The following is a 24,265-nucleotide window of genomic DNA, read 5'->3' on the forward strand; positions in this document are numbered from 1 at the left end:
TCCTCGTCCTTTTAACGAGAATACTGGCGCTACCCCAACAACTCCCGCAGCCGATACCACAACATCCCCAGCGCCAGCAGCGGCGAGCGCAAGGCCGGGCCTCCGGGGAAGGTCATGTGCGGCACTTTGCTGAAGATGTCCAGGCCATGGCTGTGCCCGGCATGAATCGCTTCGGCCAGCAGTTTCGCGGTCCAGTGGGTGACGTTCAGGCCATGGCCTGAGTAGCCCTGGGCATAGAACACGTTCGGGTGCTGTTGCAAACGCCCGACCTGGGGAAAACGGTTGGCCGTAATGCCGATCTTGCCGCCCCATTGGAAGTCGATGCGCACGTCGGCCAACTGCGGGAACACCTTGAGCATTTTCGGTCGCATGTAGCTGGCGATATCCGCCGGGTCGCGCCCGGAATAGTGACACGCGCCACCGAACAGTAAGCGCCGGTCAGCGGTCAGGCGGTAATAATCCAGGCCGACTTTCTGGTCACACAGGGCCAGGTTCTGCGGGATCAGCGCGTTGGCCACGGCAGGCGCCAGCGGCTCGGTGGTGATGATGTAGCTGCCAGCAGGCAGCACCTTGCCGCTCAGGCGCGGTTCCAGGTCGTCCAGGTGCGCGTTGCACGCCAGCACCAGGCTTCCTGCCTTGACCGTACCCTTGGCACAACGCACCTGGACCGTGTCGCCGTGGATCAGTTCCAGCACCGGGCTTTGCTCGTAGAGACGTACGCCCAGTGATTCGGCCAGACGCGCTTCAGCCAAGACCAGATCAAGGGGATGAAGGTGGCCCGAGCCCATGTCCAGTAAGCCACCGGCATAGGCATCGGACGCTACGACCTGGCGCATGTGCTCTGGCCTGATCAGTCGGGTTTCATGACGGTAACCCAAGGCTGCGAGGCTTTCCTGCTCCTCGCTGAAGGCGGCGAACTGCGCAGGCGTATTGGCCAGCTCACAGAACCCCCAGCGCAGGTCGCAGTCGATCGCGTGTTCACGAATCCGCGTGCCGACCACCTCGACCGACTCAATACCCGCGCGCTGCAGATAGCGCACGCCCTCCTGGCCGACATGACGGGCAAAGCCTGAAACATCGTGACCGATGCCGCGAATCAATTGGCCGCCGTTGCGCCCACTGGCGCCCCAGCCGACTCGCCTGCCTTCGAGCAACACCACCGAGAGCCCCCGCTGGGCCAGCTCAATCGCGGTGTTGACCCCGGTAAAGCCGCCGCCGATCACACAGACATCGGCGATAACATCCGATGCGAGCGCGGGATAGGCAGCCATGTGTTTCACCGTTGCGTAGTAGTACGAACGGGCATGTTCCGACGACGTTGCCATGGTACGTGCTCGACTCATTGGTTGGATTTCACTTTGCTCCAGGCGCGGGTCATCAAGCGCATGATCGCAGGCGGCAGCGTTTGCGAGATGTACAGCTTGTCCAGCACGGCTTGCGGCGGGTAGACCTCCGGGTTGCTGGCAAGCTCGGCCTCCATGTACGCCTTGGACGCCGGGTTCGGGTTGGCATAACCAACGGTGCTGCTCACGCTGGCGATCACTTTTGGCTCAAGCAGGTAGTTGATGAAGGCATGGGCTTGCGTGGTGTTCTTGGCATCGGCGGGAATCGCCAGCAGGTCAAACCACAGGTTGCTGCCTTCCTTGGGAATGGCGTAGGCGATGTGAACACCGTTTTTTGCATCCTTGGCACGGTTGGCGGCCTGGAACACATCACCTGAGTAACCCATCGCCACACAGATATCGCCGTTGGCCAGGTCCGTCACGTATTTGGAGGAATGAAAATAGGTGATGTACGGCCGCAAGGTCATCAGCTTGGCTTCGGCCTTCTTGTAGTCTTCAGGGCGGGTGCTGTTCGGGTCCATGCCCATGTAGTTGAGTACCGCCGGAAACAGCTCATCGGCCGAGTCCATCATCGCCACGCCGCACTGGCTGAGTTTTTTCAGGTTCTCGGGCTCGAACAGCACGGCCCAGGAGTCGATGTGGTCAACACCCAGCACCTGCTTGACCTTGTCGACGTTGTAGCCGATGCCGTTGGTGCCCCACAGATAGGGCACCGAGTGCGCGTTACCGATATCGTTCTTTTCCAACAGCTTGAGCAGCGCCGGATCGAGGTTTTTCCAGTTGGGCAACGCGGCGCGGTCCAGCTTAAGGAACGCGCCGGCATTGATCTGGCGCGCCAGAAAGTGGTTGGACGGTACCACCACGTCGTACCCGGTCCGCCCTGCCAACAGTTTGCCCTCCAGGGTTTCATTGGAGTCGAATACGTCGTAGATCACCTTGATCCCGGTTTTGCCCTGAAAGTCAGCGAGCGTGGTCTCACCGATATAGTCGGTCCAGTTGTACACGCTGACACTTGGCTGAGCCTGGGCAAGCGTACCGAACAGCAAGGCAAAGCCCGCCGGAACAACGGTTTTCATAAGACGCATATCGACACCTTTCATATTGTTTTATCGATGGGTATGACGTGGCCGAAATCAGACGCTGAGCAATAGGAACTCACGCTCCCATGAGCTGATGACCCGCTTGAAGTTCTCGTGCTCGGCACGTTTCACCGCGACGTAACCGCGCACGAACTTACTGCCCAGGTAGCGCTCGATGGTCGGGCAGTCTTCCATGTGCGCCAGCGCATCCTCGATGGTGATCGGCAGGCGCAGATTGCGGCGCTCATAGGCTCGGCCCTGCACGGCGGCACTCGGGTTGATCTGCTCGACCATGCCCAGATAACCACAGAGCAAGCTGGCGGCAATCGCCAGGTAAGGGTTGGCATCCGCCCCCGGCAGGCGGTTTTCCACGCGCATGGCTTCAGGGCTGGAGGTCGGTACACGCAAGCCCACCGTGCGGTTTTCTTCGCCCCACTCTACGTTCACCGGCGCCGAGGTGTCCGGCAGGAAGCGGCGGAACGAGTTGACGTTGGGCGCGAACATCGGCAGTACTTTCGGGATGTACTTCTGCAGGCCGCCGATGTGGTGGAGGAACAGTTCGCTCATCTTCCCGTCGGCATCGACAAAGATCGGTTTTCCGCTGGCGATGTCCACAACGCTCTGGTGCAGGTGCATGGCACTGCCTGGCTCATCCCCTATCGGCTTGGCCATGAAGGTGGCGGTGACGTTGTGCTTGAGCGCAGCCTCGCGCATCGTGCGCTTGAACACGGTGATCTGGTCAGCCAGGTCCAGCGCATCGCCATGACGGAAGTTGATTTCCATCTGCGCCGGGCCGTCTTCGTGGATCAGTGTGTCGAGGTCCAGGCCCTGGGCTTCGCACCAGTCATAGACGTCTTCAAACAGCGGGTCGAATTCGTTGGCCGCGTCGATTGAAAACGACTGACGACCACTTTCGGCACGGCCCGAGCGGCCCAGCGGGGCTTGCAGCGGCAGGTCCGGATCGTCGCAGCGCTGGGTCAGGTAGAACTCCATCTCGGGCGCGACGATGGGCTGCCAGCCTTTGTCGGCATACAGCTTCAAGACGTTCTTCAGGACATTGCGCGGCGACAGTTCGATCGGGTTGCCGAGCTTGTCGAAGGTGTCGTGAATTACAATGGCGGTCGGCTCGATGGCCCACGGCACGGCATAGATCGCGTTTGAGTCTGGCCGACAGATCATGTCGATATCGGCCGGGTCGAGCAGGTCGTAGTAGATTTCGTCGTCGACGAAATCGCCGGTCACCGTCTGCAGCAGCACACTTTCCGGCAGGCGCATGCCCCGTTCATGCAGGAACTTGTTGGTGGGCGCGATCTTGCCACGGGCAATCCCGGTCAAATCGCTGACCACGCACTCCACTTCAGTAATCTTGTGTTCTTTCAGCCAGGCGGACAGCTGATCGAAAGGGGTATTCATAAAAACCTCGTTGTTGTTTTGGGGTGGCACCCGACATGGCGCCTTCTACGCATCGCGGGGTGCATGGCTTCCCCTGCATCGCGTTGAGGACTATCTTGGGTGAGCGATCGGGCTTCGATCTATCCACTTTGAACACAACAAAATGCACCAATGTAGTGCATTGAAGGTTTCCCATGACGTCGCTGAACCCCTTGCGTGTCCAGGCTTTTACCACCGCCGATGTTGCCGAACAGGTGCGTGCGACCCCTGGCTGGGCGCAGCACTATCAGCAAATGTCCCCTGGGCATTTCGCGGGGTTGGTGCGCAGCCTGGACCTGCAGGGCGTGGACGTCTACGAAGAGCGCATGAACACCCGCGTAGAACAGAGCTTCAGCGCACCCAGTGGCTCACTGGCGTTCTGTTTCGACCGCAGCGACAACAGCCTTTACGTGTTGAACGGCGAGAGCCGCAATATCTGGATCACTCCGGAGAACTACCAGGAAGTGGCCGTGGTGTTTGGCCCGGAGTTCGTTCGTGGGCACGGGCTGGATGTCGCCGCGATGGAAGGCCTGTTCATGGCGCCGCTCAACTCCCAGCAGAATGCCTTGTTCAGCAGCTGGCTGAGCAGCACCCTCACCCGACTCTCGCAAAGCCTCGACTCACCCGACCAGGGCGCACTGGCCGAGCAGTTGCTGGAAGACTGTTTGTTCATCCTCGACAACGCCTGTGCCCGCCTTGGGCAGAACGAGCTGTGGCGGCGCACCGAAGAGCGCAACATCATGCGCCGGGTATGCGAATGGGCGGCCGACTCACCCGAGGAAACCGTCAACTTGCTGGAGCTCTCGCACATTGCGGGGGGATCGTTGCGCCAACTGCAGAGCGCCTTCAAAGCCTATACCGGCATGACCCCGACCCACTGGCTACGCCTGCGTCGCCTCAACGGCGCACGACGCGAACTGCTCAAGGCCCGCGATGTGACCGTGGCGGAAGTGGCAATGCGCTGGTCGTTCTGGCACCTGGGGCGGTTCTCCAGCAGTTACCAGGCACTGTTCAAGGAGCTTCCGAGTGAGACACTGAAGCGCAACGGGTTCCGCTTGCCCCTCAAACACGGCTAACCCGGCGGTGCATGGATGCGAACACCGGTAACCGGCAAGCTTTCCACCCGGATGAGTCTATAGTGTGAAAGTTTCTTGCCACCTGCCTTGATGAGATTCGATGAACAGCTTTGACTGGCTCCCCACAGACGCAATCCACCTGTTCTTTGTGCTGTTCCTGTCTTTTCTCATCGGGCTGGAACGCGAAGAGCACAAGACCAACAATGACCAGTATGCGTTTGGCGGCGTCCGCACCTATCCGCTGATAGGCCTGATCGGTTACTCGATTGCAGTGTTGAACAGTGGCGAACTGCTGCCGCAAGCGTTGGGTTTTGCCGTTGTGGCGGCCTTCCTGTTGCTGGCCTACTGGCACCGGCTCTCCTCTACCGGATCACCCGGCATCACCTCGGAAATGTCCGGGCTGACCACCTACCTGGTGGGCGCCCTGATCTATCACGAGATGTTCTGGCTGGCCACCGCGCTGACCGTGTCGAGCATCATCCTCCTGGAGCTGAAGACACAGCTGGAAAACCTGGCTAAGCGCATTGAAACCACGGACATCCTGACCTTCGCAAAATTTCTCCTGCTGTCCGCAGTCATCCTGCCACTGTTGCCGAACACACCGCTCACCCCGTTTCAGATCAACCCCTTCACCACCTGGCTTGTTGTGGTTGCTGTGAGCGCATTGTCGTATGGCAGCTATGTGTTGCAACGCGTGACAAAAAACCAGAGCAGCGTGTTGATGTCGGCACTCGTGGGGGGTGCCTATTCATCGACTGTGACAACGGTGGTGCTTGCCAGGCGCTCGCAGCAGGAAGAACAGGCGCACCTTTATTCTGGCGCCATCCTGATTGCATCGGGCGCCATGTACTTGCGCCTGGCGGCACTCCTGGCCCTGTTCAACCGCGACCTGATGAGCCGCCTGGCACTTCCGTTCATTGTCCTGGGCAGTATGGCGATACTCATCGGTTGGCTATGGTCGCGAAAAGGATACGCCGGGGCGACGACGATAAAGCCACTTGAACCCAAGAACCCGCTGGAAATCAGTGCCGCGCTGCTGTTCGCATTTCTGTTTGTCGGCATGCTGGTGGCGACACACCTGGCAATCGAATACTTGGGGTCCGTGGGCATCTACTCGCTGGCCTCGGTGATGGGCGTCACCGATGTAGACCCATTCATTCTCGGCATGACGCAGTCTGCCGTGAGCAGCACCCCGCTGTCGGTCGCAGCCTCCGCCATCATCGTTGCAGCGGCCAGCAACAACCTGGTCAAGGGGATCTATGCCTTCACCCTGGCCTCCCGCAAAGCGGGCGTGGAAAGCCTGTGCTTCCTGCTAGGCCTGGCAGCCGGGGGGTTGCTGCTCCTGCTGTAGCGCCGCATGAACAGCCACACGGTTGCGGCCTGCGGCTTTCGCGCTATACAACGCCTGATCCGCGGCCCGAATCAGCGCGATTGCTGAAGTAGTCGATATCGATCAGCAACCAAGCATTCTGTGCTTGAGGCATCAGGACATCGCTTATGATGCAAGCAGAGATGACGGCCAAGCGGAACAAGTCACCCCTTCGCGCAAAAAACGTTTCACCCCAGAGACTGCACGTCGACACACAGGCAAGGATCAACCCATGTTTTTCAACAAACGCGATCAGGCGCACATCGAGCGCCGCCTGGTGGCAACCCTGACCGAGGCCTGCGAGACGGCCAAGGCAGAAATCGTCGGGTTCTGCTGGCTAACCCACACGGTGGATTACCGGGCGTTCCCCTCCAGCCTGAGGGTGACCTGGGTCTTCGATACCCTGACCAACAAGCAACAGGCCCTGGCCAGCGGGCAAGGCGCGCGCATGGTTGAGCTGACGGCAATGGCGCTGGCTGAAGCCGGGATTGCCCTCGACCCCGTGTCGAGACATGTGCACTACGACACGGAAGAACAATGCCAGCGCACCCATGCGGGAAACTGGCAACAGCGTTTGGCGCGGGGTTGAAGCATGGCCAAGGATATCGAGAACCCGTGTATCTCCGTCTGCCAGCTCAGCGGCGACCTGTGCCTGAGCTGTGGTCGCAGCAAGGAAGACATCAAGAAATGGAAGCGCATGAAGCGGCCGGAAAAGATGGCCGCCGCACAGCGCGCAACCCAGCGCCTGAAAAGCCTGCAAAAGAAACGCCCCTAAGCCAAATACCGAAAGCGCAGTGCTCCTGTGGGAGTTGGCTTGCCAACGATGCAGGCACCGCGCACGTACTGACACCGCGCCGATACCATCACAGGCGCTCACGGCGTACCGAACATCGCGGTCCAGTAGATCCCCGCGTCACTCTTGGGGTCGACTGCGTAGGCTGCGCCCAGTTCGCGGAACCGTGGGTTCATCAGGTTGGCACAATGGCCAGGACTGGCCAGCCAGCCGTCGACCACCTTGCGTACGGTGTCCTGCCCGGCGGCAATGTTCTCGCCAATCAGTTGGCCGCTGTAGCCTGCCAGTTCAGCGCGGTCACCCGGTGTACGACCCTCGCGGTCCTTGTGATCGAAGAAATTGTTGTTGGCCATGGATCGGGTATGGCCTTCAGCCGCTGTTGCCAGTGTCGCATTCCAGGCCAACGGTGTTGTCGCGCCAAAGGGCTGGGTGCCGCACTGGCGGGCCTGCGCACGTGCGCTGTTGATCTGTTCGAGGAGCTTCTGGCCCTCGGCTTGCCAGTCGCCCAGTCGCCCCGCCAGCAGCGGCCGAGCCAGCACGATGCGCCAGGCACGGTCTTCCCGGCTGACGCCGATATCGACGAACTGCGGGTCGAGCACAATCTGGCAGAAACTCTCCTGCACCGCCTTCATCGCCGCCTGCGCATCACGCGGCCCGGACAAGCTGATCGCCTGCACATTGACCATCGGGTACGAGGCTCGCGCCAGTGCCTGCTGCAGGTCACCGACACCACTGGCAGACAGCACCAGACGCGGATCGGATGCAAGTGGCGGCAACTCCTGCGAGGCCTGCCCCGCACAGCGCTGCACCTGGCTGCGGTAGGCATTGATCGACTGGACCAGTTGCGTCTCCTCGGTCGCGGCTGCCGTGGCGGCTAACACCAACCCCACAGACAACGCGGCAAAACGCAAAGCGGATGATAGGACGCGCATGTAACTCTCCCTTTTGCTGATGGTGCTAATAATGCGCGAAATCCCCCCCTGCGGCACAAGGGCTTTACTCAGGGCGCACCGAACACCATCGTCCAGTAGACCCCCGCATCGCTACGCGAGTTTGTCGCATAGGCCGCGCCAACCTGGGTAAACATCGGGCTCATCAGGTTGGCGCAGTGGCCAGGGCTGGCCAGCCAGCCCGCCAGGGCCTTGTTCGCTGAACCTTGCCCGGCGGCGATGTTCTCGCCAATCTGCCGGCCACGGTAGCCAGCCGCCCATGCCCGGTCTGCAGGCATGTCACCCTCAAGGTCCCGATGGGCCAGGTAGTTGCCGCTGGCCATCGACCGGCTATGCCCTTGCGCTGCGGCCCCCAGGGCGCTACTCCACGCAAGCGGCCGGGCGGCGGCAAACCGTTTACGACCACAGAGGCGCGGCTTTGCCCGCGCCGCATTGACCTGTGCCAGCAAGGTAGCGCCCGCTGCTCGCCGATCCTCCAGATGCCCCTCGAGCAAGGGGCGCGCCAACACGACTCGCCACTCACTGTCGTCGCGACGGATGCCGATATCCGCGTACTGGTTATCGAGCAAGGCTGCGCAGTAATCACGCGCTAGCTGGTCGAACGCCTCATCAGCATCGTAGGCGCCCACCAAGCGGATACTCCGCACTGCAACGGCCCGATAGCCGGAATCCTTCAACGCCTCGCGCATTTCACCGCGATAGCGAATCGGCAACGCCAGGCTCGACTTCAGCGCCAGTGGCGGCAAGGCGCGGCCCGCACTTCTGCTGCAACGCTGGGGATGAGCACGGTAGTCGTTGATCGCCTCCGCCAGTTGCTGTTCCCCGCGCGCATGGGCGGGGCTGGAAAGCAGCGGTAACAGCGGGACGAGGCAGAGCGAAACAACGCGGGAACAGTGGGCGGCTTGGCGCATGAGGCAGACAGCTCTGAAGAGGTGACGACAGAAAAGGCAGTAACGCAGCCAAGGCAAGACATGGCCAAGGCAGGGCCTAAGACTGGAGCCGCTGCACAAGGTTCATGGGGTGAAGGGTATTTTTTACCGAGGTGGCAAGGTCGCCAGCCGGGTCAGGGTCTTCAGGACGTCGTGCTACAGCGGCCCGAGGGCCGCTGTGAGCAGTACGGCGGGCAATGATGTCAGGCGCTGAGTCCAGCCAGGCAGCGTTCGAGAATATCCAGGCCTTCCTCGAACACCTCGGGTTCGATGGTCAGCGGCGCCAGCAGGCGCACGATATGCCGGTATTTGCCACTCGGCATGATCAACAGCCCCGCCTCACGGGTGGTTTGCAACAACGTGGCCAGCGCCTCAGGTGCTGGCGAGCCGTCGGCATTTACCAACTCGATGCCGCGCATGGCGCCTGTGCCGGTCAGGCGCCCCAGGTAAGCGGACAAACCGGACGCTTTCCAGCGCTGATAACGCTCGACAATCGCCTTCTCTTGCCGCTCGCCCCAGGTGGCGAGGTTGCTGTCGCTCATTTGCTCCAGGCTGGCCAACGCCGCCGCACAGGCCATCGGGTTGCCTGAATAGGTACCGCCCAAAGCGCCGCGCTGCAGCGTGTCCATCAGTTGCCGACGGCCCACCACCGCGCCCAGCGGCACGCCGCCCGCAATACTCTTGCCCAGTAACAGCAGGTCCGGCTCAATACCCAGGCGACCAAAGCCGAAACGCTGCCCCGTGCGGCCGAAGCCAGACTGAATCTCATCGACAATCAGCAGAATCCCGCGCTCATCGCAGAACTGACGCAGGTGCCGGGCAAACGCTGGCTCCAGCGCCAGGAAACCACCCTCGCCCTGAATCGGCTCAAGGATGAAGCAGGCCACCTCGTTGACGTCGATTTCGACACTGAACAGGCGCTCCATGGCCTTCAGCGCCTGGTCGACACTGACGTCGTTGTCCGGGCTGGGGTATGGCAGGTGATAGACCGGCCCCGGCAACACACCAATGCCTTGTTTGTACGGGGCGACCTTGCCATTGAGGTTCAGGGTGGCCAGGGTGCGGCCATGAAAACCGCCGTCGAACGCCACCACCGCAGTGCGCCGGGTAACGCCCCGGGCAATTTTCAGGGCATTTTCGGCCGCTTCGGCACCACTGTTGGTGAGCATGCCACTGGCCGGGTAGCTCAGGCCGATGAACGCCACAAGCCGCTCCATCAACTGAAGGTAAGGCGTGTGCGGCACAGCGTTGAACGCCGAGTGGGTCAAGCGTGCTGCTTGCGCCTGAATCGCCGCTACCACCGCCGGGTTGCAATGGCCCAGGTTGAGCACGCCGATACCGCCGACAAAGTCGATGTAACGCTTGCCATCGACATCCCAGACCTCGGCATTGCGGCCATGATCGAGTTCGATCGGGTGAACTATTGCGATGGAATTGCTGATGGTTTGCGCAGGCATGACAAGCGCCGCTCCCGTGGCTTGAGGGTCGTGTATGGCGGCTATCTAAGCGAGTGACGGTGGCCTGGCACAAGCGAATAAAAATTCTACTGTCATTCCTAAAAGTATCGAATTTGGCGTCACCTGCCACAAAGCACTTCGCAAGAGGGTTTCCCTTAAGACCTCGCGCAGTCGCCCCATACACACTTTAAATTCCCCCAAGGAATGATGTTCTGAGTATTGCTCGTTTGTTGAAGCGCCGCTCGTCGACCAATACTGATCTGGATCAATTACCAGGAGCAGGACGCAGTACCGACACGGAAGGTTTCCTTACTAACGATTGTTCAGCGCCGGCTCACCCCGAAAGGACCTGTGGGCCAGGGGGCTGCTGAACCGAGGGTTGATGCATGAGTTCAAACAATAACAACCGCGGGCAACGCTCGCTCAAGCATGGCCTGACCACACGCCAGGTCTCGATGATCTCCATCGCAGGCATTATCGGTGCGGGTCTATTCATCGGTTCCTCCAACGCTATCGCCACCGCAGGCCCGGCCATCCTGATCTCCTACGCACTGACCGGTTTGCTGGTGCTGTTGGTCATGCGCATGCTCGGCGAAATGGCCGTTGCAAACCCGAACAGCGGTTCGTTTTCCACCTACGCCGGCGAGGCCATCGGCCCTTGGGCCGGCTTCACCATCGGCTGGCTGTACTGGTGGTTCTGGGTGTTGATCATCCCGGTCGAAGCCATCGCCGGTGCCGACATCCTGCATGCCTGGTACCCCGCCATCCCGTCCTGGGCCTTCACCTTCCTGATCATGGTCACCCTGTCGGCCACCAACCTGATCAGCGTGCGCAATTTCGGCACCTTCGAGTACTGGTTCGCCCTGATCAAGATCATCGCCATCCTGGCCTTCATCGGCGTATGCAGCGCGGCCGTACTGGGCTACTGGCCGCTGGCTGAAGTCTCGGGGGTCGGACAACTGCTGAGCAATGGCGGCTTCATGCCGAATGGCTTTGGTGCGGTACTGGGCGGCATTCTTGTGACCATCTTCTCGTTCTTCGGCGCCGAGATCGTCACCATCGCCGCTGACGAAACCGAGAACCCCAAAGAGAAGATCCGCCGCGCCACCAACCTGGTGATCTACCGTATTGCGATCTTCTACATCTTCTCGATTTTCTTCATCGTCTCGCTGGTTGCCTGGAACGATCCACGGCTGCTGCAAGTCGGCTCGTTCCAGCGCGCACTGGAAGTGCTCAATGTGCCAGGCGCGAAACTGATCGTTGACCTGGTGGTGTTCGTCGCCGTGACCAGTTGCATGAACTCGGGCCTGTACACCGCATCGCGCATGCTTTACTCGCTGGGCGCACGCGGCGAAGCACCGACTGCAACCCGCTACATTTCGCGCAGCGGCGTGCCGACCGTGGCCGTGCTGATGTCCACCCTGGCAGGCTTCGTCGGCTGCCTGATCAACTACCTGTTGCCGGGCAAGGTCTTTGGCTTCCTGCTCTCGACCACCGGCGCCATCGCCCTGCTGGTGTACCTGGTGATCGCGGTGTCACAACTGCGCATGCGTAAACAGCTGGAGCAGAAAGGCCAGACCCCGGTGTTTCGGATGTGGCTGTTCCCATGGCTGACCTGGTTCGTCATCGCCTTGATCTGCAGCGTGCTCGGCTACATGTTGTTCAGCGCTGCATATCGCTATGAAACCCTGATGACCGCAGCGGTCGCCGGCATCGTCCTGATGATCAGCCTGGTGCGCAAATCGAGCACGACAACACCTGCCACTGCTGCCGCGCAACGCGGCTAAGTGATTGACTGAGCTGGCGTTCGATGTTCAGATGCGCGCCAGTTTCAGGTGTCCTGCGCCGCCGTGCGCAGGGTGAAACGGGAAGCCGGTGCGTCTCTTTGACCAGTCCGGCGCTGCCCCCGCAACGGTAAGCGAGCGAGGCCTTCGACAGACCACTGTGCCACGGCATGGGAAGGTGAAGGCCTCATGACCCTCGCAAGCCCGGAGACCGGCCTGAAGCCTTGTTTGGCAACCCCGCGGTGGGCGGGCGCAGGCCGGTTGGCGGGCGCCTGCGTGCTCGTCATGCCTATATGCGTTATTCCCCCGGGATTCATTCATTCCTGTTTCAGCCTGGAACGACATGTCCCGCAATTACCTGTTTCACACCCTTGTGTCCTCTGCTTGCCTCTCGCTTTCACTGCCGACACTGGCCACCGATGATGCCGAGCGCATCCTCGCCCTGCCCTCGACAGCCATCACGGGCGATCGTGATAGCGAACGCGAAGCCATCAATCTGGCAACGCCATTGCCGACCGGCTCCCGACTGAACCTCAGTGCGCTGGAGACGCCTGCCAGCACCAGCAGCCTCGCTGCCGAGGCCATCGACGGGCGCAACAACCGCAGTGTGCAGGACGCGGTCAGTCGCTCGCCGGGTATCACCTCTGTGGGCACCCCGGGCAACGGCAACACCGCCCTCTCTGCCCGAGGCTTCAGCGGTCACAGCTCGGTGATGACCCTGTTCGACGGCTCGCGCTTGTACACCGGTGCAGGCACCCAGAGCTTCCCGGTAGACCTGTGGATGGTCGAGCGCATCGACATCATTCGCGGCCCAGCCTCGGTGCTGTATGGCGAAGGGGCAACCGGGGCCGTGATCAATGTGATCCCGAAGAAGCCCTTCACCGGCGAGATCCGTAACCACCTGCGCCTGGGCTATGGCTCGTATGACCGCCAGCAATTGGGCCTGGACAGCGGTGGTTCGTTAAACGAGCGGCTGAGCTACCGGCTCACCCTCAACCGTGAGCAGAGCAACGGCTGGATTGATCGCGGCGACTCGGAAAACCTCGCCGTCAGTGCCGCGCTGCGTTGGGATGCCAGTGATGACCTGAGCTTCACCCTGGCCCATGAGCGTGGCGACAGTGAGCCGATGAACGACTTCGGTACTCCGCTGATCGACGGCCACTACCGCGACAGCCTGCGCAAAAAGAACTACAACCTCCATGACGCGGTACAGCGTTACCACGATGAATGGACGCGACTGAACAGCGACTGGTCGATCAACGAGAGCCTGACGGCCAGCAACCAGCTCTATTACATCAAGAGCCGCCGGCACTGGCGCAATGCCGAGGACTACAGCTGGGACAGCAGCCGCGACCAACTGCTGCGCCAGAGCTACCTGCACATCAAGCATGATCAGGAGCAAATCGGCGACCGCCAGAGCTTTTCCCTCGACCATACGTTGTTCGGCCTGACGAGCAAGACCGTGGTCGGTGCCGAATACAACCGGATTCGTTTCGACGTCGACAGCAACTCGCCCTACACCGACAACGGCGGCGACTACATCGACCCGTGGCAACCGGCCCCGGGTTACTTCAGCAGCCAGGACCCCACCCGCCCACAAACTCACAGCACCACCCAGACCTTTGCCCTGTTCGCGGAAAACCGCACGCAATTGTCAGAGCGCTGGTCGCTGGTCACCGGAATTCGCCGCGACCAGAACCATATCGACCGCGACAACCGGGTCGACGGCACGCGCAGCGACCGCAGCCTCGACGGTGGCAACTGGCGTGCCGGGCTGGTGTATGCAGTCACCGAGCAGCTGTCGCTGTACGGCCAGTACTCCACCAGTGAAGACGGGGTTGGCGACCTGATCAGCCTCAGCCCGGCTGCACAGCAGATGGACCTGACCGAGTCGAAGCAAACCGAGCTCGGCCTCAAGCAGCAGTTCTGGAACGGCCGTGGCGAGTGGACGCTGGCGGCTTATCAGATCGTGAAAAAGAAGCTGCCGGTGGTCACCGACAGCCACACGCGACTCACCCAGCAAGTCGGCCAGCAGTCTTCCGAAGGCCTGGAGGCGACCCTGGAGCTGGCCCTTGCGCAGCAGTGGCACGTCTCGGCAAACGCCTCGCTGGTGCGTGCCGCGTATGATGACTTCGACGAGGTGGTGGCCGGTAATATCGTGTCCCGCACGGGCAACCGCCCGATCGGTGTGCCACGGCGCACCGCCAACCTCTGGCTCAGCAAGGCCCTGCGCAACAACCTCGATGCCGGGCTGGGCCTGCGTTACGTTGATGCGCGCTATGCCGATACCGCCAACCAGGCAACGGTACCGGGCTACACCGTGGTCGATGGGAATCTCGGCTGGCAACTGCTGCCGGAGGTGCGTTTGGGCCTGCAACTGAATAACCTGCTCGACCGCCGCTATGCCGTCACGGCCCATAGCGCTGAGCAATGGCTGATGGGGGCGCCGCGCTCGTACTTCGCCACCCTCGATTACCGTTTCTAAGGCACAAGGAACCGCCGCTCATGACCGCATTGAATATCCACCAACTGCGCTGGACGCCGGCAGCACTCGAGCGTCGCCAGCACTGGTTGCTGCACGGTATCGACCTGCACGTGGCGGCCGGTGAGTTCGTCGGTCTGATCGGCCCCAACGGCAGTGGCAAGACCAGCCTGTTGCGCTGCGCCTACCGCTTCAACCCGCCCTTGGCCGGGCATGTCAGCCTGGACGGCACTAACCTCTGGCAACAGCGCCCGCGCTGGAGCGCGCAACGCATCGCCGTTGTGCTGCAGGAGTTTCCCCAGGCGTTCGGCCTTACCGTGGCTGACGTCGTGGCCATGGGCCGCACGCCCCACCTGGGGATGTTTGCCGGCGACAACGAGGCAGACCGCCAACTGATCGCACAGACCCTCGACGCCGTTGGCCTAGGCAACCTTGATCAACACGATTTCGCCACCCTTTCCGGTGGCGAAAAACAGCGCGTGCTGCTGGCCCGTGCACTGGTGCAGCAACCGCAACTGCTGATACTCGACGAGCCGACCAACCACCTCGACCCACGCTACCAACTGGAACTGCTGGGCCACTTGCGCCGCCTGGGCTTGAGCACCCTGGCCAGTTTCCACGACCTGAACCTGGCTGCAGCATTCTGCGACCGCCTTTACGTCATCGACAACGGCTGCATTGTCGCCAGCGGCACTCCGGCCGAGGTACTGACGGCCGAACGCCTGCACCAGGTATTCGGTGTGCATGCACTGGTCGACACCCATCCACTGGCCGGCTACCCGCGCATTACCTGGATCACCGAACCATGAAACGAGCGCTTCCCTACCTCGCCTGGCTTGCGCTGCTGCCGGCCCTCTCGGCCCAGGCCAGCCATTACCCGCTGAGTGTGCAGAGCTGCAACCGCAAGGTCACGTTCGAGCAGGCGCCGCAGCACGTGGTCAGCCATGACATCAACCTGACCGGGATGTTACTGGCCCTCGGCCTGCGCGAACGCATGGTCGGCTACACCGGCGTCAGTGGCTGGAAAACCCTCGACCCGAGGCTCAGCACGGCCCTCGAGGGAGTGCCGGAACTCGCCAGCCACTACGCCAGCGAAGAGAACCTGCTGGACGCGGGTGCCGACTTCTTTTTCGCCGGTTGGGGCTATGGCCTGCGGATTGGCGGCCCGCTCACCCCGGCCAGCCTTGAACCACTTGGGATCAAGGTCTATGAACTGAGCGAGTCCTGCTCGCGGATCATGCCGCAACGCGAGGCAAGCCTTGACGACCTGTACCGTGACCTGAGCAATCTCGGGCGAATCTTCTCGGTCGAAACCCGCGCCGAAGCGTTGATCAACGAGCTGCGCCAACGTATCGCCCGGGTTCAGGCGCGGCTGGCGGCAACGAACGAAACGCCGCGCGTATTCCTCTACGACAGCGGCGAAGACCGCCCCATGACCTCTGGGCGCCTGGGTATTCCGCAGGCGCTATTGACGACGGCAGGTGGCCACAACGTGATGGACGACATCGCCGCCAGCTGGACCCAGGTCAACTGGGAAAGTGTGGTCGAACGAGACCCCGAGGTCATCCTGATCGTCGACTATGGCCCACGCACCTGGCAACAGAAGCGTGATTTCCTGCTGCAGCACCCGGCCCTGCAGGGCGTGAGTGCAATCCGCACGCAACGCTTTATCGTGCTGCCCTATGTGGCGGTAACGCCGTCCGTGGACAACGCCGAGGCCATCGAAACCATCGCCAACGCCCTGCATCCGCAGACCGTGGCGCGGGCAGGTCAGTGATGCCAATACGTAGCGTGGCGGCGTACCGCCTGTTGGTGCTTGGGTTACTGGGCGTGCTGCTGGTGTCGTGCCTGACGGCGCTGGCCTTTGGCTCGGCGAGCGTACCGTTGGCCTACGTCTGGGGGATTGTTGGCGAGCAGTTGGGGCTAGGCGGTGGCGGTGACTGGACGCAGGGCCAGTCACGCATCGTCTGGCTGATTCGTGCACCACGGGTGGTGCTGGGCGCACTGGTTGGCGCCGGCCTGGCTCTGGTCGGTACCGCCCTGCAAGCTGTGACTCGCAACCCGCTGGCCGACCCGCACCTGCTTGGGGTCAGCTCCGGTGCGGCGCTGGGCGCAGTAATGGTGGTGCTGTTCCTCGGCGATTTTGCCGGGGTGTTCAGCCTGCCGCTGGCCGCCTTCATCGGCGCCTTGGGCAGCATGGCCCTGGTGCTGGCGGTAGCCAATCAACAAGGCCGCTTGAGCAGCGAACGGTTGTTGCTGGCTGGGGTGGCGGTGTCGTTCGTGCTGATGGCACTGGTCAACCTGCTGCTGTACACCGGCGACCAACACGCCAGCAATTCGGTGATGTTCTGGATGCTCGGCGGGCTTGGCCTGGCGCGCTGGGAGATGCTCTGGCTGCCGGCATTGTGCCTGCTGCTCGGCCTGCTTGCCTTGCTGGCCCTGGCCCGTGGCTTGAATGCATTGATGAGCGGAGAACACACGGCCGTGAGCCTGGGGTTCAATGTCCAGGCGGTACGCGTGCAGGTGTTCGTCTGCACCGCATTGCTGACCGGGGTGCTGGTGGCGTTGTCCGGGGCGATTGGTTTTGTCGGGTTGATGCTGCCGCACCTGGCCCGGCGCCTGGTGGGCGCCGAACACCGGCGACTGCTGCCGGTCAGCGCCTTGCTCGGCGGTTTGTTTTTGGTCTGGGTGGACGTTGCCGCCCGCACCCTGATCGCCCCGCAAGACTTGCCCATCGGCATCGCCACGGCAGCGATTGGCGGGGTGTTCTTCATCGCCCTGCTACGGCGCCGATAGGTAAGCCAGCTTTGCTGGCGATCCAGAAGCCGCGCACAGGGCGTGAGAACACAATGACTACCCAGGCAAAGTGTAGCGTTCGGCAAAGTACTGACGGAAAAACTCCACCGCAACGCGAACCTTCGCCGAACTGGCCAGCGGCGAAGCGTACACCGCCCAGATGTCCGCCGGCTGGTGGTACTCGCTGAGCACCTGCACCAACCGCCCTGCCGCCAGGCTGTCGTGCAGGTCCCACCAGGAGCGCAATAGTATCCCGCGACCATCCAAGCACCACTGATGGGCCACTTCGCCATGGTTGGTCGACAATGTGCCAGTCACCCGCACGCTCTCCTCGCCCTGCAGGCCTTCCAATTGCCAGATCCCGAACGGGTGGTCACGCTCCTTGATCACCAGGCAGTCATGGCTGGCCAGTTCCGCCAGGGTTCGCGGCGTGCCACAACGTTCGAGGTAGTCTGGGGAGGCACAGAGCACACGGCGATTCTTCGCCAACGGCTTGGCGATCAGGTTCGGGGCGATGGTGTTGCCCACGCGGATATCCAGGTCGACCCCTTCGTCGATCAAGTCAACCAGGCGGTCATGCACGTCCAGCCGGATATCCAGCTTCGGGTAACGTTCGGCCAGCTCCGACAAGGCCGGGGCAACGAAACGTCTGCCCAGCCCCAGGCTGCTGGCAATGCGCAGTTGCCCAACCGGCTCGCGGTGCTGGGCACTGATGTCGTCGCCCATGCGCTGCACCGCATCAAAGATATGCAGCGCCCAGCGGTAGACGCGCTCGCCCTCTTCACTCACCGATACACGTCGAGTGGTGCGGTGCAGCAACCGCACGCCCAGGTTGTCTTCAAGCACGCGAATGCGCTTGCTGATGAACGCGGCAGACATTCCAAGCTCATCGGCAACTGCCGCAAAGCTGGCACGTTTGGCGACCTGAACAAAAATGGTCAGGTCTTCAAGGCTGGGCATATTGTTCACGATACGTGCACTAAGAATCCATGATTGACGAGATTATCTCTAAGCGAAGCCCTTATAGCATGGTCCGCACCTGTTCCCTAGACAACGAGTGTGTCCCCCATGAGCAAGACATTCCGGATCGCCGCAATCCCTGGCGATGGCATCGGCAACGAAGTTCTCCCAGAAGGTATCCGCGTGGTCGAAGCGGCTGCGCGCAAGCACGGCCTGAACCTTGAGTTCGAATTCTTTGAGTGGGCCAGCTGCGACTACTACTTGGCGCACGGCAAGATGATGCCGGACGACTGGTTCGAGCAGCTCAAAGGTTTCGATGCGCTGTACTTCGGCGCAGTCGGCTGGCCGGACAAAGTACCGGACCATATTTCCCTGTGGGGTTCGCTGCTCAAGTTCCGTCGCGACTTCGACCAGTACGTGAACATTCGCCCGGTTCGCCTGTTCCCTGGCGTGCCGTGCCCACTGGCCGGGCGCAAACCTGGCGATATCGACTTCGTGGTGATCCGCGAAAACACCGAAGGCGAATACTCGTCGCTGGGCGGGCGGATGTTCGAAGGCACCGAGAATGAGTTCGTCCTGCAGGAGTCGGTGTTCACCCGCCGTGGTGTCGACCGTATCCTCAAGTACGCCTTCGACCTGGCCCAGACCCGCGAACGCAAGCACCTGACTTCAGCGACCAAATCCAATGGCATGGCGGTCAGCATGCCGTACTGGGATGAGCGTACCGCCGCCATGGCGGCGCACTACCCTGACGTCAGTTGGGACAAGCAGCACATCGACATCCTTTGCGCACGTTTCGTGCTGCAGCCAGAGCGCTTCGACGTGGTCGTGGCCTCCAACCTGTTCGGTGACATTCTCTCCGACCTGGGCCCGGCCTGCGCCGGCACCATTGGCATCGCGCCGTCGGCCAACCTCAACCCGGAACGCAAATTCCCGTCGCTGTTCGAGCCGGTACACGGTTCGGCGCCGGATATCTTCGGGCAGAACATCGCCAACCCGATTGCCATGATCTGGTCCGGTGCACTGATGCTTGAATTCCTTGGCAACGACGGTGCCGACCCACGCTACCGCGCCGCCCACGACGACATCCTCAAGGCCATTGAACGGGTTATCGCCGACGGTGACACCACCCACGACATGGGCGGCAACGCGTCCACCCAACAGGTCGGCAAGGCGATCGCCGAACTGATCGGGGCCTGATCACCCAAGGCCGGTTGTCAGGATTGTCCGACAACCGGCCTTCGCGTGCTTGCAGTCCTCGACGATTCTATGCAAACTGTTAACCGAAAGATTCATGTTAACTTTTGGCTAACAACAAGGAGGTAGAGGTACCGCAGTACCCCGGACTCGCTCCGGGCCAAGCACTACGTACGCCAACGTCCAGGAGACGATGATGTCCCACAAAAATAAAAAGATTGATGTGTTTCTGATTACCGTGAGCCTGATTGCCGTGCTGCTCACTGTCATCGGGCTAGCCTTGTTCCCCACCCAGGCCGAAACCACGGCCAACCTGTTGTTCGAGTTTTCCACCCGCACCTTCGGTACCAGCGTGCAGTTGCTGGTGTTCATCAGCTCCCTGGCGGTGCTGTACCTGGCCTTCAGCAAGTACGGCAACATCCGCTTCGGCAGTGGTAAACCGGAATACTCCACGACCACATGGGTATTCATGTTCATCTGCGCCGGCATGGGTTCCTCGACCCTCTACTGGGGCGTCATGGAATGGGCCTACTACTACCAGACGCCGGGCCTGAACATTGTTCCCCAGTCGCGCCAGGCTCTGGAATACAGTGTCAGTTACTCGTTCTTCCACTGGGGTATCAGCGCCTGGTCGATCTACGCGCTGGCATCCCTGGCCATGGCCTACCACTTCCATGTCCGCAAGAAGAGCGGCCTGAACCTGGCCTCGATCGTTGAAGCGGTAACCGGCTTCAAGGCCACCGGCCCGGTCGGTCGCACCGTGGACCTGATCTTCCTGCTGACCATGATGGGCGCCCTGACGGTATCCCTGGCCCTGACCGCCTCGACCCTGACCCGAGGCCTGGCTGACCTGGCCGGCACGCCCAACACCTTTACCGTGCAACTGATGGTGATCGGTGCCGTGGCAGTGCTGTTCTCGCTCAGTTCCTACATCGGCATCGATGGCGGCCTGCAGCGTCTGAGCAAGATGGTCTGTATCGGCGCGCTGGTGTTTGCCGGTGTGGTACTGCTGGTCGGCCCAACGCAGTTCACCATCAACAACACGGCCAACGCCGTCGGCATCATGATCCAGAACTACGTGCACATGAGCCTGTTCACCGACCCTGCCGGTGACGGTGCATTTACCCGTAACTGGACGGTGTTCTACTGGCTGTGGTGGGTGTCCTACGCACCGGGCGTGGCCATGTTCGTGACCCGCGTTTCCCGTGGCCGGCAGATCAAGGAAGTGGTCTTCGCCCTGCTGCTGGGTGGCAGCTTCGGGTGCTGGTTCTTCTTCGGCGCACTGGAAAGCTACAGCATGCACCAGTTCATCACGGGTGCCATCGACGTGCCGAAAATCCTGACGGAACAAGGTGGCGAAAGCGCCGTGAGTGCGCTGCTGACCGCCCTGCCGCTGGGCAAGGTGTTCCTCGCCGTGTACCTGTTCATCATGGCCGTGTTCTGCGCCTCGCACATGGACGCCGCAGCCTATGCCGTCGCCGCCACCAGCACCCCGAACCTGCGCGAAGGTGAAGACCCAACGCCAACCCACCGCCTGTTCTGGTGCCTGGTGTTGACCCTGGTACCACTGGCCATGCTGTTCGCCAAGGCTTCGCTGTCGACCATGAAAACCGCTGTCGTGCTCACTGCGATCCCTTTCATGCTGATCCTGCTGGTGAAGATCTACGGCTTCTTCAAATGGATGCTTCAGGACTACAGCCATGTGCCGGCATACCGCATCGAAGAAGAAGCGGCGCGGCTGGCAGGTGAGTCCCCTGAAGAAAAAGCCCCGGCCCCTGCGGTTGTCGCAACGCCGTAACCACGGCGACGGTCTGCTCGCCCTCAGGGACCGAGGCGGCAGGCTATTTTTTTTGCCCTGCTTGTTAACCAATAGATACTCGTTAACCAACAAGTAAAAAGTACGACGCTAACGCGTCAGTGCCTGTAAGAGGAAACCACCATGAACGATTTCAAACGTCTGCCCGCCGACTTCTGCAGCAACGCCGATGAAGCCTTTACCATTCCGGCGAACTTCTACACCCAGCAATCGGTGTTTGAGCACGAGAAAGAAACGATCTTCGCCCATAGCTGGATCTGTGTAGGCCACCGCAGCGAAGTCGCCGAAAACAACGCCTACATCACCCGTGAAGTGATCGGCGAAAGCATCATCGTTGTTCGTGGTCGTGACAGCGTGCTGCGCGCTTTCTACAACGTCTGCCCACACCGTGGTCACCAGCTGCTCAGCGGCAGCGGCAAGGCCAAGAACGTCATCACCTGCCCTTACCACGCCTGGACCTTCAAGCTCGATGGCGAGCTGGCCCATGCCCGTAACTGCGAAAACGTGGTGAACTTCGACAAGGAAAACTCCACCCTGGTGCAGTTGCGCGTCGAGGAGTACGCCGGTTTCATCTTCATCAACATGGACATGGAAGCCGGCACCGTTGAAGAACAGCTGCCTGGCCTGGAGGCGCGCATGCGTCAAGCCTGTGCGGTCATTGATGACCTGCACCTGGCTGCCCGCTTCGTCAGCGACACCCCGGCCAACTGGAAGTCGATCGTCGACAACTACCTGGAGTGCTACCACTGCGCGCCGGCCCACCCAGGCTTCGCCGACTCGGTAGACGTTGGCCAGTACACCCACACCACCTTCGGTAACTGGACCCTGCAATACGGTCTGGCCAAACCGTCGGAGCAGTCGTTCAAGTTCGACGATTCGGTGAAAGACCCATCCTTCGCCGGTTTCTGGGCCTGGCCATGCACCATGTTCAACGTACCGCCAGGTGCGAACTTCATGACCGTGATCTATGAGTTCCCGGTCGATGCTGAAACCACACTCCAGCATTACGAGATCTACTTCCTGAACAAGGACATCACCGAAGAGCAGCAGAAGCTGATCGACTGGTACCGCGAAGTGTTCCGTCCTGAAGACCTGCGCCTGGTGGAAAGCGTGCAGAAGGGCCTGAAGTCCCGCGGCTACCGTGGTCAGGGCCGGATCATGGCCGACCGTCAGCGCAGCGGCATGAGCGAGCACGGCATTGCCCACTTCCACAACCTGATCGCCGTCGCCCATATCAACGACTGACCCTGCCAGCCGCCGACCTACGGGTCGGCGGCGGTATACGGAGTGCCTTGCGTGAAACTTAACGATTCCAAACTGTTCCGCCAGCAAGCCTATATTGCTGGCGCCTGGTGCGAGGCCGATGACGGTCGCCACCTGGCCGTGACCGATCCGGCCAATGGCAACGTGCTCGGCAACGTACCGCTGATGGGCGGCGCCGAAGCGGTGCGGGCCATCGAAGCCGCTGAAGCCGCACTGGCCGGCTGGCGCGGGCGCACCGCCAAGGACCGCGCGCAGGTACTGCGCCGCTGGTTCGAGCTGCTGCTGGAACACGAACAAGACCTGGCCCAGTTGATGACCCTGGAACAGGGCAAGCCGCTGCACGAAGCCCTGGGTGAAATTCGCTACGCCGCCTCGTTTGTCGAGTGGTTCGCCGAAGAAGGCAAACGTGTCTATGGCGATGTCATCCCAAGCCCGGCCAGCGACAAGCGTCTGCTGGTGATCAAGCAAGGCATCGGTGTCTGTGCCGCCATCACCCCGTGGAACTTCCCGGCGGCGATGATCACGCGCAAAGTCGCCCCGGCGCTGGCCGCCGGTTGCACCATCGTGGTCAAACCGGCCAACGAAACGCCCTTCTCGGCCCTGGCCCTGGCCGAACTGGCCGAGCGCGCTGGCGTACCGGCGGGCGTGTTCAGCGTGGTCACCGGTGATGCGCCGGCCATTGGTGCGCAACTGACCCGTCACCCGGCCGTGCGCAAACTGAGCTTCACAGGGTCGACCCCGGTTGGCCGCCTGCTGATGGGCCAATGTGCAGAAACCATCAAGAAGGTGTCGCTCGAGCTGGGCGGCAACGCGCCGTTCATTGTGTTTGAAGACGCCGACATCGACGCTGCCGTGGAAGGTGCCCTGATCGCCAAGTACCGCAACGCCGGGCAAACCTGCGTCTGCGTGAACCGCTTCTATGTGCATGACCGCGTGTATGCACAGTTCACCGAGCGCTTCGTCGAGCGCGTACGCGCCCTCGGCGTCGGCCATGGCCAAAGCGACGGCACGCAGGTCGGACCGCTGATCAGCGACAAGGCCGTGGCCAAGGTCCAGAGCCTGATCGACGACGCGGTGAGCAAAGGCGCCGAGGTCGTACTCGGTGGCAAGGCCCATGCCTTGGGCGGAAATTTCTTCGAACCGACCGTGCTGGCCAATATCGGCCCAGGCATGGCACTGCTGGACGAGGAGATCTTCGGCCCGGTGGCGGCACTGGTGCGCTTCTCCAGTGATGAAGAGGTGATCACCCTGGCCAACGACACCCTCTATGGCCTGGCTGCGTACTTCTACAGCGGTGACCTGGCGCGGGTCTTCAAGGTGGCCGAGCGTCTGGAGTACGGCATGGTCGGGGTCAATACCGGGCTGATCTCCAACGAAGTCGCCCCCTTTGGCGGGGTCAAGCAATCCGGCCTGGGCCGCGAAGGCTCGAAGTACGGCATCGAGGATTATCTGGAAATCAAGTACCTGTGCCTGGCCGTTTGAACAGGCATTGAGTTACAGCGCGCGGCAGGGCCTGCCGCGCGTTGCTGCAGTCGAGGTG

The 24,265-nt window shown here is 61.6% G+C and carries 19 protein-coding genes, 1 pseudogene and 1 riboswitch; of the genes and pseudogenes, 13 read left to right on the forward strand and 7 right to left on the reverse strand.

What is annotated here, in order from left to right; all coding sequences use genetic code 11:
- Window positions 1-29: 29 nt before the first annotated feature.
- The 3 genes from AB7M23_RS19940 to AB7M23_RS19950 are packed head-to-tail and all read right to left on the reverse strand — an operon-like array spanning window position 30 to window position 3,835.
- Window positions 30-1,343 (reverse strand): NAD(P)/FAD-dependent oxidoreductase, encoded by a 1,314-nt coding sequence (locus AB7M23_RS19940; protein ID WP_454241801.1) that lies wholly within the window; start codon window positions 1,341-1,343, stop codon window positions 30-32.
- Window positions 1,340-2,428, reverse strand: a complete 1,089-nt coding sequence (locus AB7M23_RS19945) for a polyamine ABC transporter substrate-binding protein (RefSeq protein ID WP_102052009.1) — start codon at window positions 2,426-2,428, stop codon at window positions 1,340-1,342. Before AB7M23_RS19945 ends, AB7M23_RS19940 begins: the two co-directional genes overlap by 4 nt.
- Window positions 2,429-2,476: 48 nt before the next feature.
- Window positions 2,477-3,835, reverse strand: coding sequence for a glutamine synthetase family protein (locus tag AB7M23_RS19950; RefSeq protein WP_065758644.1), 1,359 nt, complete (start codon window positions 3,833-3,835; stop codon window positions 2,477-2,479).
- Window positions 3,836-4,008: 173 nt separating this feature from the next.
- Between AB7M23_RS19950 and AB7M23_RS19955 the strand changes: the two genes are divergently transcribed.
- The 4 genes from AB7M23_RS19955 to AB7M23_RS19970 all read left to right on the forward strand — a co-directional run bounded on the left by AB7M23_RS19955 (window position 4,009) and on the right by AB7M23_RS19970 (window position 7,073).
- Window positions 4,009-4,929 (forward strand): helix-turn-helix domain-containing protein, encoded by a 921-nt coding sequence (locus tag AB7M23_RS19955; RefSeq protein ID WP_454241802.1) that lies wholly within the window; start codon window positions 4,009-4,011, stop codon window positions 4,927-4,929.
- 100 nt (window positions 4,930-5,029) lie between these two features.
- Window positions 5,030-6,280 carry an MgtC/SapB family protein gene (locus tag AB7M23_RS19960; protein ID WP_102051913.1) on the forward strand — a complete coding sequence of 417 codons (1,251 nt, stop codon included), beginning with the start codon at window positions 5,030-5,032 and terminating at the stop codon, window positions 6,278-6,280.
- Between the two features lie 250 nt (window positions 6,281-6,530).
- On the forward strand, window positions 6,531-6,887 hold the full coding sequence (locus AB7M23_RS19965) for a hypothetical protein (RefSeq protein WP_454241803.1): 357 nt from the start codon (window positions 6,531-6,533) through the stop codon (window positions 6,885-6,887).
- A 3-nt stretch (window positions 6,888-6,890) separates the two neighbouring features.
- Window positions 6,891-7,073 (forward strand): DUF1289 domain-containing protein, encoded by a 183-nt coding sequence (locus tag AB7M23_RS19970; RefSeq protein WP_102051915.1) that lies wholly within the window; start codon window positions 6,891-6,893, stop codon window positions 7,071-7,073.
- Window positions 7,074-7,171: 98 nt separating this feature from the next.
- Here AB7M23_RS19970 and AB7M23_RS19975 read toward each other — a convergent pair whose 3' ends face one another.
- From AB7M23_RS19975 to AB7M23_RS19985, 3 genes are all read right to left on the reverse strand, one after another.
- The gene (locus AB7M23_RS19975) at window positions 7,172-8,023 is read right to left on the reverse strand and encodes a CAP domain-containing protein (RefSeq protein ID WP_454241804.1); all 852 of its coding nucleotides are present in this window, start codon (window positions 8,021-8,023) and stop codon (window positions 7,172-7,174) included.
- A gap of 68 nt (window positions 8,024-8,091) precedes the next feature.
- Window positions 8,092-8,952: a CAP domain-containing protein gene (locus AB7M23_RS19980; RefSeq protein ID WP_454241805.1), complete on the reverse strand. Its 861-nt coding sequence runs from the start codon at window positions 8,950-8,952 to the stop codon at window positions 8,092-8,094.
- Between the two features lie 221 nt (window positions 8,953-9,173).
- Window positions 9,174-10,427: a 2-aminoadipate transaminase gene (locus tag AB7M23_RS19985; RefSeq protein WP_454241806.1), complete on the reverse strand. Its 1,254-nt coding sequence runs from the start codon at window positions 10,425-10,427 to the stop codon at window positions 9,174-9,176.
- Between the two features lie 386 nt (window positions 10,428-10,813).
- Between AB7M23_RS19985 and AB7M23_RS19990 the strand changes: the two genes are divergently transcribed.
- The 5 genes and pseudogenes from AB7M23_RS19990 (at window position 10,814) to AB7M23_RS20010 (ending at window position 17,489) form a co-directional block, all read left to right on the forward strand.
- Window positions 10,814-12,214, forward strand: coding sequence for an amino acid permease (locus AB7M23_RS19990; RefSeq protein WP_102051918.1), 1,401 nt, complete (start codon window positions 10,814-10,816; stop codon window positions 12,212-12,214).
- A gap of 30 nt (window positions 12,215-12,244) precedes the next feature.
- Window positions 12,245-12,445, forward strand: a riboswitch (cobalamin riboswitch).
- Window positions 12,446-12,504: 59 nt separating this feature from the next.
- Window positions 12,505-14,696 (forward strand): annotated as a pseudogene (locus AB7M23_RS19995) (TonB-dependent receptor).
- Between the two features lie 20 nt (window positions 14,697-14,716).
- Window positions 14,717-15,502 carry an ABC transporter ATP-binding protein gene (locus AB7M23_RS20000; RefSeq protein ID WP_454241807.1) on the forward strand — a complete coding sequence of 262 codons (786 nt, stop codon included), beginning with the start codon at window positions 14,717-14,719 and terminating at the stop codon, window positions 15,500-15,502.
- Window positions 15,499-16,470, forward strand: coding sequence for an ABC transporter substrate-binding protein (locus AB7M23_RS20005; protein WP_454241808.1), 972 nt, complete (start codon window positions 15,499-15,501; stop codon window positions 16,468-16,470). Before AB7M23_RS20000 ends, AB7M23_RS20005 begins: the two co-directional genes overlap by 4 nt.
- On the forward strand, window positions 16,470-17,489 hold the full coding sequence (locus AB7M23_RS20010; protein WP_454241809.1) for a FecCD family ABC transporter permease: 1,020 nt from the start codon (window positions 16,470-16,472) through the stop codon (window positions 17,487-17,489). The genes AB7M23_RS20005 and AB7M23_RS20010 overlap by 1 nt, the downstream gene beginning before the upstream one ends.
- Window positions 17,490-17,546: 57 nt before the next feature.
- On the opposite strand, the gene AB7M23_RS20015 is transcribed toward AB7M23_RS20010, so the two are convergent.
- Window positions 17,547-18,449, reverse strand: a complete 903-nt coding sequence (locus tag AB7M23_RS20015) for a LysR substrate-binding domain-containing protein (protein ID WP_065758631.1) — start codon at window positions 18,447-18,449, stop codon at window positions 17,547-17,549.
- Between the two features lie 108 nt (window positions 18,450-18,557).
- Here AB7M23_RS20015 and AB7M23_RS20020 point away from each other — a divergent pair, with 108 nt between their 5' ends.
- The 4 genes from AB7M23_RS20020 to AB7M23_RS20035 all read left to right on the forward strand — a co-directional run bounded on the left by AB7M23_RS20020 (window position 18,558) and on the right by AB7M23_RS20035 (window position 24,207).
- Complete coding sequence (locus AB7M23_RS20020; RefSeq protein ID WP_454241810.1) at window positions 18,558-19,649, forward strand: tartrate dehydrogenase; 1,092 nt, start codon at window positions 18,558-18,560, stop codon at window positions 19,647-19,649.
- 193 nt (window positions 19,650-19,842) lie between these two features.
- Window positions 19,843-21,444 (forward strand): BCCT family transporter, encoded by a 1,602-nt coding sequence (locus tag AB7M23_RS20025; protein WP_102051922.1) that lies wholly within the window; start codon window positions 19,843-19,845, stop codon window positions 21,442-21,444.
- A gap of 141 nt (window positions 21,445-21,585) precedes the next feature.
- The gene (locus AB7M23_RS20030; protein ID WP_454241811.1) at window positions 21,586-22,707 is read left to right on the forward strand and encodes an aromatic ring-hydroxylating oxygenase subunit alpha; all 1,122 of its coding nucleotides are present in this window, start codon (window positions 21,586-21,588) and stop codon (window positions 22,705-22,707) included.
- Window positions 22,708-22,758: 51 nt separating this feature from the next.
- The gene (locus tag AB7M23_RS20035) at window positions 22,759-24,207 is read left to right on the forward strand and encodes an NAD-dependent succinate-semialdehyde dehydrogenase (RefSeq protein WP_454241812.1); all 1,449 of its coding nucleotides are present in this window, start codon (window positions 22,759-22,761) and stop codon (window positions 24,205-24,207) included.
- The last annotated feature ends 58 nt before the right edge of the window (window positions 24,208-24,265 follow it).

The sequence above is a fragment of the Pseudomonas sp. HLS-6 TE3448 genome (assembly GCF_053629555.1).